The 12,379-nt window shown below is 60.5% G+C and carries 13 protein-coding genes; 4 read left to right on the forward strand and 9 right to left on the reverse strand.

What is annotated here, in order from left to right:
- The first annotated feature begins 188 nt into the window (after positions 1-188).
- Positions 189-1,097, forward strand: a complete 909-nt coding sequence (locus tag FFM81_RS12320) for a COG3904 family protein (protein WP_003573699.1) — start codon at positions 189-191, stop codon at positions 1,095-1,097.
- Positions 1,098-1,191: 94 nt separating this feature from the next.
- Here the strand turns inward: FFM81_RS12320 and FFM81_RS12325 are convergent, their stop codons facing one another.
- Positions 1,192-2,517, reverse strand: coding sequence for a COG3904 family protein (locus tag FFM81_RS12325; RefSeq protein WP_138384398.1), 1,326 nt, complete (start codon positions 2,515-2,517; stop codon positions 1,192-1,194).
- 412 nt (positions 2,518-2,929) lie between these two features.
- Here FFM81_RS12325 and FFM81_RS12330 point away from each other — a divergent pair, with 412 nt between their 5' ends.
- Positions 2,930-3,400: an MEKHLA domain-containing protein gene (locus FFM81_RS12330; protein WP_138384368.1), complete on the forward strand. Its 471-nt coding sequence runs from the start codon at positions 2,930-2,932 to the stop codon at positions 3,398-3,400.
- A gap of 255 nt (positions 3,401-3,655) precedes the next feature.
- On the opposite strand, the gene maiA is transcribed toward FFM81_RS12330, so the two are convergent.
- From maiA to hppD, 4 genes are all read right to left on the reverse strand, one after another.
- The gene (gene maiA, locus FFM81_RS12335) at positions 3,656-4,288 is read right to left on the reverse strand and encodes a maleylacetoacetate isomerase (protein ID WP_138384369.1); all 633 of its coding nucleotides are present in this window, start codon (positions 4,286-4,288) and stop codon (positions 3,656-3,658) included.
- Positions 4,285-5,310 carry a fumarylacetoacetate hydrolase family protein gene (locus FFM81_RS12340; RefSeq protein ID WP_097534983.1) on the reverse strand — a complete coding sequence of 342 codons (1,026 nt, stop codon included), beginning with the start codon at positions 5,308-5,310 and terminating at the stop codon, positions 4,285-4,287. Before FFM81_RS12340 ends, maiA begins: the two co-directional genes overlap by 4 nt.
- 67 nt (positions 5,311-5,377) lie before the next feature.
- Positions 5,378-6,739, reverse strand: coding sequence for a homogentisate 1,2-dioxygenase (gene hmgA, locus FFM81_RS12345; RefSeq protein ID WP_138384370.1), 1,362 nt, complete (start codon positions 6,737-6,739; stop codon positions 5,378-5,380).
- 41 nt (positions 6,740-6,780) lie between these two features.
- A complete protein-coding gene (gene hppD / locus FFM81_RS12350) occupies positions 6,781-7,890 on the reverse strand; it encodes a 4-hydroxyphenylpyruvate dioxygenase (RefSeq protein WP_138384371.1) in 1,110 nt (369 codons plus the stop codon).
- 130 nt (positions 7,891-8,020) lie between these two features.
- Here hppD and FFM81_RS12355 point away from each other — a divergent pair, with 130 nt between their 5' ends.
- Positions 8,021-8,521: an Lrp/AsnC family transcriptional regulator gene (locus FFM81_RS12355; RefSeq protein WP_003573706.1), complete on the forward strand. Its 501-nt coding sequence runs from the start codon at positions 8,021-8,023 to the stop codon at positions 8,519-8,521.
- Positions 8,522-8,582: 61 nt separating this feature from the next.
- Here the strand turns inward: FFM81_RS12355 and FFM81_RS12360 are convergent, their stop codons facing one another.
- Positions 8,583-9,044 carry an Lrp/AsnC family transcriptional regulator gene (locus FFM81_RS12360; RefSeq protein WP_025415945.1) on the reverse strand — a complete coding sequence of 154 codons (462 nt, stop codon included), beginning with the start codon at positions 9,042-9,044 and terminating at the stop codon, positions 8,583-8,585.
- A gap of 125 nt (positions 9,045-9,169) precedes the next feature.
- On the opposite strand from FFM81_RS12360, the gene FFM81_RS12365 reads away from it, so the two are divergent.
- Entirely contained in the window at positions 9,170-9,961 is a 792-nt protein-coding gene (locus FFM81_RS12365; RefSeq protein ID WP_138384372.1) for a phenylalanine 4-monooxygenase, read from the forward strand.
- Positions 9,962-10,007: 46 nt separating this feature from the next.
- On the opposite strand, the gene FFM81_RS12370 is transcribed toward FFM81_RS12365, so the two are convergent.
- From FFM81_RS12370 to FFM81_RS12380, 3 genes are all read right to left on the reverse strand, one after another.
- A complete protein-coding gene (locus FFM81_RS12370; protein ID WP_173883781.1) occupies positions 10,008-11,012 on the reverse strand; it encodes a L,D-transpeptidase family protein in 1,005 nt (334 codons plus the stop codon).
- Between the two features lie 44 nt (positions 11,013-11,056).
- Positions 11,057-11,941, reverse strand: a complete 885-nt coding sequence (locus FFM81_RS12375) for a hypothetical protein (RefSeq protein ID WP_138384374.1) — start codon at positions 11,939-11,941, stop codon at positions 11,057-11,059.
- A 105-nt stretch (positions 11,942-12,046) separates the two neighbouring features.
- A complete protein-coding gene (locus FFM81_RS12380; protein ID WP_025415942.1) occupies positions 12,047-12,361 on the reverse strand; it encodes a hypothetical protein in 315 nt (104 codons plus the stop codon).
- Between the last annotated feature and the right edge of the window lie 18 nt (positions 12,362-12,379).

Consider the following 12,379-nt stretch of genomic DNA (forward strand, 5'->3'; position numbering starts at 1 on the left):
TCTACTCTTCAGTTCTGAAACATCGTGGAGGTCCGGGCAACCGGGCCTCTCATGCTTTTATGGGCGGAACGTACCTTCGATCCGCCACTCCGCGCATTGACCGAGGCCTGCCTCGGTGGGCCGCCCCATCGGACTTGCAAAACATTCTTGGCGATGTTCAATGAGGATCGTAAAGGCGGGGCGAATCGATGCGTTACATCGCGGCTGGGTTGTTGTTTCTATGCGCATTTCCTCTGTCTGCAGCAGAGATCACGCGACAGCCGTTGGAGAATGATACGGACCTGATCTCCGTCACGGGCATCTTGAACGACGGTGACGAAATCGCCTTCAGAAACCTGGCCGCAGCCTCCAGCAAGGCCCTTGTTTTTCTGAACAGCGAGGGCGGGGATCTCAAAGCCGGGATCGAGATCGGGCGTGCCATCCGCCTTCGAGGCTTTGCGACGGCCACTCCGCCGGGGACCTTGTGCGCGTCGGCTTGCGCCCTCACCTGGCTTGCCGGGTCGCAGAGGTTTCTTCAGCCCGAATCCAATATCGGCTTCCATGCCGCCTATCGAGTGGTAGACGGCAAGGCCAGCGAAAGCGGCGTCGCCAACGCACTGGTCGGAGCTTACCTCAACCAGCTGGGATTGTCTGACACTGCCATCGCCTACGTGACGTCGGCACCGCCTGAAGGCATCGCGTGGCTGACGGCCGCCAAGGCGCAGGCCGTCGGCATCACCTACGACGCGATTGACGAGGACGGACCTGATCCGGCATCCGAGGCGGGCAAGACGTTTCCGCACGATCCGATGGGCGCGGTGACGGCCTTTTACTCCGCGCTCGCCGCAGCCGATGGTGAAACCGCCTCGGCCCTGGTCATTCCGGAAAAGCGCGGGAAGGGCCCTTTCAACGAGGCGTCGATCCACGCCTTCTACGGCGCGATGTCGCAGCCGTTCAAGCTCACCGGCACGGCCCTGCGCGGCGATGACAACGTCCGGGTTTCCTACGAATACGTCACCAATGACGGCCGTCGCTGCAAGGGCCGAGCCGATGTCCAGACCACCTATGTGTTTGGCAAGACCCTGGTCTCGAGGATCAAGGTGCTTGATGGCTGCTAGCCAGATGCCTTCGCTTTGAAGCAGTCACAGCCCCCCGCTCTTTCCCTCGGGCAGACTGCGGCACCTGCGGTCGCTGCCTCCGGACCGGCGCTGCTTACTCGTCATATCTGCGGGAGTTGGCATCGCATTTGTGCCATTTCATCTCCATGCCGGCTTCGTCCTTATGGCCATAACACCAGTCGACGCGATCGAGTAGCGGACCGAGCTCGTCGCGCCTTTTGCACGCCCGTAGCGTCGCGGCGCCCTCGCGATCGGTGCTACCGCGGCAGATGTCGTCCAGCCCTATCCACTGATCAATCAATCGATCTGGCGCCTTGGCACCCTTGTCCGTGGCGATCACCTTTCCGGTCTCGGATTCGATCTGAAGGGAGGCCGTGTTCCACACGTAAGAGAATTCCGCCATCCCGGCGGACGTCTTACCCGTGTCCTTGTTTCGGGCAAACCACTCGACAATTCCCGACATTTCGCATTTTCCGGCACAGCTCGCAGTCACCGAGCCTGGCTTGACGCTGTAGATGCGCTCCGGCCAGCGTTGGGCGAAGGCTGCCTTTTCCTTCAGGACGGCGTCGTTGGCGACCGAGTTTCCGAAGAAGGAGACCTCGTCGGCATAGACGCCCTTCATGAAGGCCAATGCCGAGGCACTGTCTTTCGACCATTCGTCATTGTATCGGTTGACGAAATCAATCGCCTCCGTGGTCAGGTCGCCGGGTTCGGATGTGCCGGCCTCCTCGGAATCACCGGGGTCTGACGCCATGTCGGCGGGTGCTGCGCTCTCCTGCGGTGTTGCGCCTGGCGGTGGCGACGCGCTTTCCTGTGCCGAGGGCATATCCTCGGGCGTGTTGATGTTCCAGTCTCGCATTTCCGCAGCGGTGAGATACCTGATGTCGGTGCTGTCGATCGACAGGCTGAGCTGCAGCAGATTGGGGCTTACCCCCATGTCGGTAAGATAGCCGATGATCTCGCCGGTCAGCAATTGAACGGTCGAGACTGCCAATGTGTTGTCCATGGGGACATCGAGGGAAACGCGGTGCACGCCGATGGAGCCCGGCTCGGCAAACCTTTCGACGCCACCGACGAAGGCGAAGGCGCAAGCCGATGCACATTCCATGGCTCTGATCTGGAGCGTTCTTGCATTCAGTGCGCGGATGGCGCGGCCGAAGCCGATCGCGGTCACCACGTTCCCGCCGGGCGAGTCAAAGCTGATGTAATCCGCTTGGGACTGCTTGTATTCGTCGACAAGCTGCGCTGGGTCGTCCGAGAATTCAAACACGCCCTTTATCACCAGACCACGCTCTCCCGGAGCGCCATCCAGGCGCTGGTAGGAAATGGCCGCATGCGCCTCCCCGGCCAGGGCGATGAACGCTAATAGCATCGATATCAATGAGACGAATTTCCGCATCCTACCCCGGCCCTTGAGCACCCGTATTTCTCCTGTCGTCACGCGCAGCATATCTTGCTCACTTGTTGCCAGGCTGATCACCGAATTCTTGGCGTCAGCCCGCTTCAATGCGACCCAGGCTCGTGGCGATCGCGATTGCAAGATCAACAGCTTTGACGAGAATATTTCACCCCTGCCCCACCAGCATCCGATCAATGCACAAGGGGCGATCTTCTGGCAAGCGGCACAATCAGAAGTGATGAGACAGGGTAAACGCCGGTTCCTCTCGGCAATCGCGAGGTTCCTGTCCGCACCGTGGGAATGCGCCGGCTAAACGTCGGCACATATGCATGAAACCAGTCTTATCAGTGCCCAAGCAGCGGGCGCTGTAGACCGATGCAATGATTGTCGATTATGTCGCCTGCATCGAAGCATTTGACCCGTGAGGCAGTTCGTGACTTTTGCCTATGACAATCACGCCCTCGATCTGAGGAGCGATGCCGATTTCTTCCTCCTCCTCACCGGAAGTTACCTGCGTATCACCGGCCGTCGTCTTGTCCAGGACGGACAAGGGCCGGACTGGCTCTATAACGATGCGGCTTCCGTGGTCCTTGCCCACAATACCGAGCCGGATCCGCGCTTCGTCTACGCCAACTGCACGGCGCAGAAGTGCTTCGAATACAGCTGGGATGAATTCATCACGCTGCCGTCGCGGCTTTCGGCCGAACAGCCCGATCGCGCCGAGCGCCAGCGGCTGCTCGATGCCGTCACGCGTGATGGTTTTGTCGACAATGGCCGCGGTGTCAGGGTCGCGAAATCGGGCCGCCGTTTCTGGGTCGACAACTTCACTGTCTGGCAGCTCATCGATGAAGCGGGCGAGCGGTTGGGCCAGGCTGCGATATTCTCTTCGTGGCGGGACGCGTAGTTTCGCCGTCCAGGGCGGGGAGCGGCAAACGTAGCTTAGCGGTTCTTGCTGTATACTCCCTACTCCGAGGGATGTCACAGGAATCCAGTGCGCTCAAGTCCTTGAGCGCGGAAGACCGCTTTATCACTGAGAGTCATTCACGGCGCCGACGCGCCGTGGCTGGATTCCTGTGACATCCCTCGGATCAAGTCCGAGGACAGGAATGAGGGAGACCGGAGAGGCCGACTCTGCCTGATGAGTTTTATCGCAATGACGTTACGGTTTCACGCGGTCGGGATGCGCCGCCTGGAAGGCGGGCAGTTCGGCGCACCTGGCGTCGATGTCGGTGATGCGGCTGAAACACGTGATATCAACGCCCCAGCGGCGGGCGTTGTAGAGCTGGGGAACAAGGCAGAGGTCGGCCATCGCAGGCCTGTCGCCAAAGCTGAACTTTCCATCGGCCTCGCTGATCATGGCCTCCACTCGGCGAAGCCCGTCGGCGATGAAGTGCTTCATCCATTCCTCACGGGCATCGGCCTTTTCCGTCAGCGTCAGCAGATGCGAGACGACATGCAGGTTGCAGATCGGATGGATGTCCATGGCGATCGCATAGGCCAGAGCGCGGACTTTCTGGCGATCGGCGCTATCGGATGGCAGCAATCCGCATTCCGGCCGAAGCTCGGCCAGATATTCGATGATGGCAAGCGACTGCGTCAGTGTTTTCCCATCGATCACCAGCGTCGGCACGAGCCCTTGCGGGTTGAGCGCGAGGTAGTCCGGCTTCCCATGCGCGCCGTCCAACAGGTTGATCGGCACGGTCCGATAGTCGAGACCCAGGAGGTTGAGCGCGATGCGGACGCGGTAGCTCGCCGACGATCGCCAGTAGTCGTAGAGAACCACCTCGTTCATCCCTCGTCGGCTCCCTCGTATTTTCCAACCGTTTGCTCGATCGCCCCGAAAATCGAATGGCCGGCCTGATCCTTCATCTCGATGCGGACCTGGTCACCGAACCTCATGAAGGGGGTCTTCGGCGCTCCGCTCTCGATCGCCTCGATCATCCTCAATTCGGCAATGCAGGAGTAGCCGTCTCCCCCCTCTTCCACCGGCTTGCCGGGGCCGCCGTCGAGCTTGTTGGAAACCGTGCCGGAGCCGATGATCGTTCCGGCCGTCAGATGCCGGGTTTTGGCGGCATGGGCGATCAGCCGGCCGAAATCGAATGTCATGTCGATGCCGGCATTCGCCTTGCCGAATGGTCTGCCGTTCAAGCTCACCAGCAGCGGCAGATGCAGTTTGCCGCCATCCCAGGCGCCTTCGAGTTCGTCCAGCGTCACCGCGACCGGCGAGAATGCCGAGGCCGGCTTGGACTGGAAGAAACCAAAGCCTTTCGCCAGCTCCTCCGGGATCAGGCCGCGCAGCGACACATCGTTGACGAGCATCAGCAGCCGGATGGCGCCGCGGGCAGCTTCCGGGCTCGCCCCCATCGCGACATCGCCGGTGATGACGGCGACCTCGCCCTCCATGTCGATCCCATAGGCTTCATCCGCCACGATGATCGGCTCTCGCGGCGCGAGGAAACCGTCCGAGCCGCCTTGATACATCAGCGGATCGGTCCAGAAGCTTGCCGGCATCTCGGCGCCGCGCGCCCTGCGCACCAGTTCGACATGGTTGACGTAGGCAGAACCGTCGGCCCATTGATAGGCGCGCGGCAAGGGCGATGCGGCGTCATGTTCGTGAAAGCGGATCGTCGGCTGCGCCCCGGTCTCGATGCCTTCGGCAACCAGTGCAAGCCTCGGCGCCACATGCTCCCAGTCGTCGAGCGCGGCTTGCAGGGTGCGGGCGATGTGACCGACTTCTGAGCAGCGGGTCAGATCGCGGGAAACGACGACGAGGCGGCCGTCCCGGGTGGAGTCCTTCAAGGTCGCAAGTTTCATGTTCGAATTCCCGTGCCGGAGGATGCCGTATCAGAGGGTGGCCTATCAGAGAGTTCTGGGCCGATCTTCATTTGATGCCGGGGGTTCCGTCGAATTTGCGCTCCAGGCCGTCCCAGCATTCCAGGTAATCCTCCTGCAGCGTTTCGAGCTCGGCTGCATATTTCGTCAGTTGCTGCGGGTAACGGGTCTCGAACATGAAGGCCATGGTATGATCGAGCTTCACCGGCTTAAGTTCGGCATTGGATGCCTTTTCGAAGGCGAGCGCGTCCGGCCCATGCGGCAGCATCATGTTGTGCAGGCTCATGCCGCCAGGCACGAAGCCCTCCTCCTTGGCGTCGTACTGGCCATGGATCAGGCCCATGAACTCGCTCATGATGTTGCGGTGATACCAGGGCGGACGGAACGTGTGGTCGGCGACCAGCCAGCGCGGCGGAAAGATCACGAAGTCGACATTCGCCGTGCCGGCATCTTCGGTCGGCGCCGTCAGCACCGAGAAGATCGACGGATCGGGATGATCGAAGCTGATGGCGCCCACAGGCGAAAACGTCCGCAAATCGTATTTGTAGGGTGCGTAGTTGCCGTGCCAGGCCACCACATCCAGCGGCGAGTGGCCGATATCGGTGACATAGAATTTGCCGCACCATTTCACATGCACGCGGCAAGGCGTTTCCTTATCCTCGAAAGCGGCGACAGGCGTCTTGAAGTCGCGCGGGTTTGCCAGGCAATTGGCGCCGATCGGCCCGCGGTCCGGCAGCGTGAATTTGGCGCCGTAGTTCTCGCAGATATAGCCACGCCAGACCGTCTGCTCGTCGCCCTTCAGAATCTTGAACATCATGCCGCGGGGGATGAGGCAGATTTCCAGCGGTTCGACATCCATGATGCCCATTTCGGTGAACACTCTGATGGCGCCGAGCTGCGGTACGATCAGCAATTCGCCATCGGCATTGAAGAAATAATCGTCGATCATGTCCTCGTTGAAGACATAGGCATGGGCCGACATACCGACCTGGGTCGCGGCATCGCCCGCCGTGGTGATCGTCCGCACCCCTTGCAGAAAGGTGAGCCTCTCCTCAGGCGCGGGGATCGGGTCCCAGCGGAGCTGACCGAGAGGCAGCGAATGTTCGTCCAGGCAAGGCGCGGTTTTCCAGAGCGGATAGGAAGCGTTCGAGAAGCGGCGGGTGTGACGCACGCTCGGGCGAATGCGATACAGCCAGGATCGTTCATTCGTGCCGCGCGGCGCGGTGAAGGGCGAGCCGGAAAGCTGCTCGGCATAAAGGCCGTAATTGCATTTCTGCGGGCTGTTCTGGCCCTGCGGCAGGGCGCCGGGCAGCGACTCCGTCTCGAAGTCGTTGCCGAAGCCCGGCATGTATTTCAGTATGTTTGCCGCCGCGGCTTCCGCGTCGGCAGGCTGGATCGATGTCTGGTCCATGCTCAATTCCTCCCAAAGCTCACAAGCGCCGCGCCTGGAGTTTACTCCGCCGCAGTCCCGATGACACCACGCTTAATCTGATCGGCCTCGATCGATTCGAAGAGCGCCCGGAAGTTGCCTTCACCGAACCCTTCGTCGCCCTTGCGCTGGATGAATTCGAAGAAGATCGGGCCGATGACGGTCTTGGAGAATATCTGCAGCAGGATTTTCGTCATGCCGCCATTCACCACGCCTTCGCCGTCGATGAGGATGCCGTGTTTCTTCATGCGATCGACCGGTTCGCTATGGCCGTTCACACGTTCATAGGACATGTCGTAATAGGTCTCCGGCGGACCCGGCATGAAGCGCAGCCCATTGTCGGCAAGCCGGTCGGTGGCCCCGTAAATGTCCTCTGTGGCGACGGCGATGTGCTGGATGCCCTCGCCCCGGTACTTCTTCAGATATTCCTCGATCTGGCTTGTGTCGTCCTTCGATTCATTCAGTGGAATGCGGATCTTGCCGCAGGGCGAGGTGATGGCGCGGCTGACAAGGCCTGTGATCCGCCCGTCAATATCGAAGAAGTGGATCTGCTTGAAATTGAACAGGTTGCGGTAGAAATCCCACCACTTGTCCATGTTGCCGCGGAAGACGTTGTGGGTGAGATGGTCGAGATAATAAAAGCCGATCCCTTCAGGGCGCGGGTTGCGCTCGCCCAGCCAATCGAACTCGGCATCGTAAGCCGATCCCTTGGCGCCATAGGTCTCGACGAAATAGAGCAGCGAACCGCCAATGCCTGTAATGGCAGGGACGTCGAGCATCTTGTCGTCGCCTTCATAGGGAACAGCACCTTTCGACACCGCATGGTCGAAGGCGTGTTTGGCGTCGACGACACGCCAGGCCATCGATGCGGCGCAAGGGCCATGTTGCTCCACGAAGCGGGCTGCGTGGCTGCCGGGCTCGGCATTCACGACGTAGTTGATGTCGCCCTGGCGCCAGACGGTGATGTCTTTGGTCTTGTGCCTGGCGACGGCGACATAGCCCATGCGCGTGAAAAGTTCGCTGAGCTTTTCTGGTTCGGGATGAGCGAACTCGACGAATTCGAAGCCATCGGTACCGGCCGGATTGTCGGCGGTGATTTCGGATGGCGGTGCATCATGCGGGAAAGGACCCATTTTCTCCTCCTGAGAAGATCGGACTTCGACTGTGCAAATTGTGGTCCAAAACGCGCGCAAAATCCTTGCATTCTCTGTGTCATAAGAAGATATTATGCACGATCTGTGAGTGTTATTGGAGTTTTACGCAATGGATGAGCCGCTCGATAAATTGGATTTGCGCCTGCTGCAGGAACTGCAAAAAGACGGCCGGTTGACCAATAACGATCTGGGGGAGCGGATTGCGCTTTCACCGTCGCAATGCTCACGCCGGCGCACGCGGCTGGAGGCCGAAGGATTTATTCGCAGCTACCGGGCCCACCTCGATCGGGAAAAGCTGGGGCTCGATATGCTCGTGGTCATCTCCGTGACGCTTGCTACCCACAACAGGGACAATGCCCGCAGATTTTCCCAGTTGATCAACGGCCTGCCGGAAGTTCTCGAAGCCTATGCACTCACAGGTGAAATGGACTATCACCTGACGGTGGCGACCCGCGGGCTCGCCGACCTCTCAAAATTCGTCAACGACGTTTTGTTGCCGCACGAGTCGGTCCAGCACGTAAAGACGTCGATCGTGCTCGATACGCTGAAGACATTCGAAGGCTTTCCGGTGCATATGCCGGGTAGCCGGCATGGAGACAGCACCCGATAAGTTTGACGGCATCCCCTTGCGTCTCGCCGTCACCAATCGGTGACCACCTTGGCGAGACGTGTCAGATCGGCAGTTCGGTCGAGAATTTCAGCTCGCGCAGCACGAAGCTCGAGACCACAGTGCGCACATGCGGGTTGCGCAGCAGGTAGCGGGTCATGAAGACCTCGTAGCTTTCGACGTCCCTCGCCCGGATCTTCAGCATGTAGTCGAAGGCTCCCGACAAGGCGTAGCACTCCATAATCTCCGGTCGCTCCAGCACCACCGACGCAAAAGAGGCGACCGCCTCTTCATGGTGATCCTCCAGCGTGACATGCGCGATCACGCAGAGCTTGAGATCGAGTTTGCCGGGATCGAGCAAGGTCACACGCTTGCGGATGACGCCGTCGGCTTCCAGCTCCTGGATCTTCCGCCAGGCCGAACTCTGCGACATGCCGGCCTTTTCTGCGAGATCCGCCAGCGACAGACTGCCGTCTGCTTGGACGAGCTTCAGAAGGGTGCGGCGGAAATTCCCAGCTTCTTTCATTTTTGGCGCCATTTTCGGGAACATTTGCCACCATTATGGCAATGACCAGCACGAAAGAAAAGAAAATCCTCCAATGCTGGAGGATAATGGCAGGAATATCGTCATGCGCCTGGGAGGATCAGCATATGACCAAGGAAAGCAGCTACACCGCCAAACTGCCCGGAGCCGACGGCCTCTATGACTATACCGCCGATGAAGACGCGATCTGGGGCGAACTCTACCGGCGTCAGATGAAGATCCTGGCCGATACGGCCTGCCGCGAATATCTGGACGGCGTCAAAATGCTGGGGCTCAAGCCGGAGAAGGTGCCGCAGCTTCTCGACGTCAATAGGCGCCTGAACGAGACCACCGGCTTCGGCGTCGAGGGCGTGCCGGCGCTCATCCCGCCCTCGCGCTTTTATGAACTTCTGTCGCAAGGCAAATTCCCGCTCGCCACCTTCCTGCGCCGCCGCGAACATATCGACTATATCGAGGAACCGGACCTGTTCCACGAGGTCTTCGGCCACTGCCCGCTGCTGACCAACCAGAGCTATGCCAATTTTGTCCGGCATTTCGGCGAGGCGGCCGTCCGCCTCGGCAAGGGCTATTCCTGGCATCTGTTTCGGGTCTTCTGGTTTACCGTCGAATTCGGCCTGATCAATACGCCTGAGGGCCGGCGCTGCTTCGGCGCGGGTATCGTCTCCTCGCCAAGCGAAGCCAAGGCGGCAATGGAGGGCAAGGCCTGCGAGTTTCGGCCCTTCGATCTCATGAGCGTGCTCAGAACCCCCTACCGCATCGATATCCTCCAGCCGATCTATTATGTCATCGACAGCTTCGCCGATCTGGAGGCAATCGTCGAGCAGGATATCGAGGGGATGATCCTCAAGGCGAAATCGCTCGGTGATTTCGCCCCCGCTTTTGAGGCCAAGGCGTCGTAGTCGTTGGGACCGCGGGGAAGATGGCGGCCCTGCAAGGTGCTGCGTCTCACTTCGGCGTGGCTGAACTTCGATTGACGAAATCCACCAGGACACCTGGCTTGACCATGCCGGCCAATTCTTCGGCGTCCCAATTGGTCAGCCGCACGCAGCCATGCGAGCCAACCTTGTCGATGAGCTTCGGCTCGGGTGTGCCGTGGATGCCATAGGTTGGCTCGGTCAGGTCGATCCAGACGGTGCCGACCGGGCCGTTCGGACCTTTCGGAATGGTCAGGACCTTGTCGTTCTTTCCCTGCTTGAAGTTGAGCTTCGGGTCATAGCGGTAGACCGGCATCCTCGCGACGCCCTTGACCTTGTGCTTGCCCGACGGCGCCGGATTGTCTTCGCTGCCGATCGTCGCGGGATAGACGGCAAGCAGGGATCCGTCCCCGGCATAGGCCAGCACTTGGCCCGCCTTCCGGTCGGCCTCGATCCGCTTGACCTTGCCTTCCCTCGAAGAACCGGGGCTCACCACCCACACCGTATCGCCGGGAGCAAATTTCGAAGCCGGGTTGAGCGCGTTGACAAGATCGATACCCATGTGGAAGCGCTCCGATAGTTTTTCCGCAACGCTGGTATATCCCAGGCTCTGCATCTTTGCCTTCTCGCCATAGTCTTCGGGGATCTTGTCGACGAGACCCTTGGCGTCCTCTGCCGAGACGACGTAGCTCTCGACGACAGGAGTAGTATTGCCTTCCAGGCGAGAGGCAACGTCCGGATCCACCCTGCCATCGACGGGAAGCTTATTCATAGCTTCGAAACCGGCCACCGCCTTGTTGACGTTCTCGCCGGCGAGCCCGTCGATGACGCCAGGAGATGCGCCGGCACGGTCCAGCAGGACCTGAAGGCGGACGACTGCCGGATCCGGATCTGCGGGCGCAGACTTTTCTGTCCCAATGGAGGCGATCGAAGCTGCGTTGATGATGTCAGGTTTAAGTTCCCGCGCGGCGGCGCCGCCAACGGAAATGGAGAGAGCGAGCAGCGACATCGGCAGGGCTTTTTTCATGGACGACAAATGGCTGGCGGCGCAACTTGTTCCACTGGGCAAGAGTGCCCCGGTCACGACATCCTGGCCTGCCTCCTGGCTTCGCGCGATTTGGCCGTCCGGCGAGCGGGCCTCAGTTCCTCGATCGTCGGCAGCCACCACGCTGCGTCCCCATCTGGAGACATCTTCACAGGCCAGGTGCGGACGAGTTCTTCGAGCGTCGGCAGCCGCCAATATCCCCAGACGTGATCTTCGGTCACATCAGGATAGGCGTCGGCTACGACATCCGGGGCGACCAGTTCGCCTGATATTTCGGTAAAGACGACGATACCATAGGCGGTGGCCACCGGCCGCCCGATCGGCGGCAAGTCGTGGCTGAGAAGCGGGTAACGACGGCGCTTTCGTTCTGCGGAGCGGCGCTTGCTGCGGATGTCCTCTTCGCTCCCCTTGCGCTCTTCGGCCCGGCGCCGTCTCTCCTCAGGCTCGTTTCTGCGGGCGGCCGCTTCGATGTCGGGCCATTGGCGTCTGAGGTCTTCATAGGATCGGAAGGGAACGTGCCATATCCTGAGGTCGCCGTCCCAGCGTGAGAATGGCACTTCGTGCAGCTGGTCGACGACGGTCTTCGAATAGGGCGTGCGGATTCGAAAGCCTGCCTTGCCGAGTTCAAGATACGGACTGTCGATCGGATCGAAGGCGAAGGCGTCGCGTCCCTTCGCATCCGCATGGGCGTCGGCTTCCGCCTCCAGCTCGACAAGCCATCGCCCGATGCGACGGGAGGCCGTTCTGCCGGGAACGAACCAGGCTTTGCGGGCATCGCTCCAGCGGGCGCGCGGGAAACGCCTTCGGAACTGCTCGACGGTCATCCGGTCGTAAGGGAAAGCAATATCGGCGCCGGGCTTGGCGTCGTCGTCGCCGGGCGGCGCCTCCTCGTGGTCAGCGTGGGTTTTCGCTTCGGTCATGGAAGGAGAACGCTCTCGCGGGGTGACGGTTTCCGCTGAGGCAGCTGGCGCAGTGACCTGATGACGCCGAGGCCGCAGCTGGACAAGGTCGCAGGCGATCTCTGCTCAGTGAACAGTCTTCGGGGACGTCTCCGGATGCGAGATGGTCTGGAGCGTCGCCATAAGCTTTTCGAATTCAGTCAGGACACGATTGAACTCGACGTCCTGCATATTGGCGATTTCCGCTATCGTCGAGGAAACGGATGCGATGAGCCTGTCGATCCACATGCAGCGCTCTGCCGGCACATTGCCGAGCACCTCCTGCCGATGCGTCTTCAGCTCGTGCAGGATGCGAATGATAAGGGCTCCCCGCTCGGCCCTGCTCAAGAACCGGAGTCTCGTCTGCGCCCGTTGAATTTCCGTCACCAGTGTCGTCGCCATCCCTGATCTCCGACCCAA

The sequence above is a fragment of the Rhizobium hidalgonense genome (assembly GCF_005862185.2).
In the GTDB taxonomy this organism is placed as follows: domain Bacteria; phylum Pseudomonadota; class Alphaproteobacteria; order Rhizobiales; family Rhizobiaceae; genus Rhizobium; species Rhizobium hidalgonense.

Coding starts and splice junctions, on each gene's coding strand:
- FFM81_RS12320 (WP_003573699.1), top strand. CDS start 189: ATGCGTTACATCGCGGCTGGGTTGTTGTTTCTATGCGCATTTCCTCTG.
- maiA (WP_138384369.1), bottom strand. CDS start 4,288: ATGAACGAGGTGGTTCTCTACGACTACTGGCGATCGTCGGCGAGCTAC.
- FFM81_RS12340 (WP_097534983.1), bottom strand. CDS start 5,310: ATGAAACTTGCGACCTTGAAGGACTCCACCCGGGACGGCCGCCTCGTC.
- hmgA (WP_138384370.1), bottom strand. CDS start 6,739: ATGGACCAGACATCGATCCAGCCTGCCGACGCGGAAGCCGCGGCGGCA.
- hppD (WP_138384371.1), bottom strand. CDS start 7,890: ATGGGTCCTTTCCCGCATGATGCACCGCCATCCGAAATCACCGCCGAC.
- FFM81_RS12355 (WP_003573706.1), top strand. CDS start 8,021: ATGGATGAGCCGCTCGATAAATTGGATTTGCGCCTGCTGCAGGAACTG.
- FFM81_RS12360 (WP_025415945.1), bottom strand. CDS start 9,044: ATGAAAGAAGCTGGGAATTTCCGCCGCACCCTTCTGAAGCTCGTCCAA.
- FFM81_RS12365 (WP_138384372.1), top strand. CDS start 9,170: ATGACCAAGGAAAGCAGCTACACCGCCAAACTGCCCGGAGCCGACGGC.
- FFM81_RS12375 (WP_138384374.1), bottom strand. CDS start 11,941: ATGACCGAAGCGAAAACCCACGCTGACCACGAGGAGGCGCCGCCCGGC.
- FFM81_RS12380 (WP_025415942.1), bottom strand. CDS start 12,361: ATGGCGACGACACTGGTGACGGAAATTCAACGGGCGCAGACGAGACTC.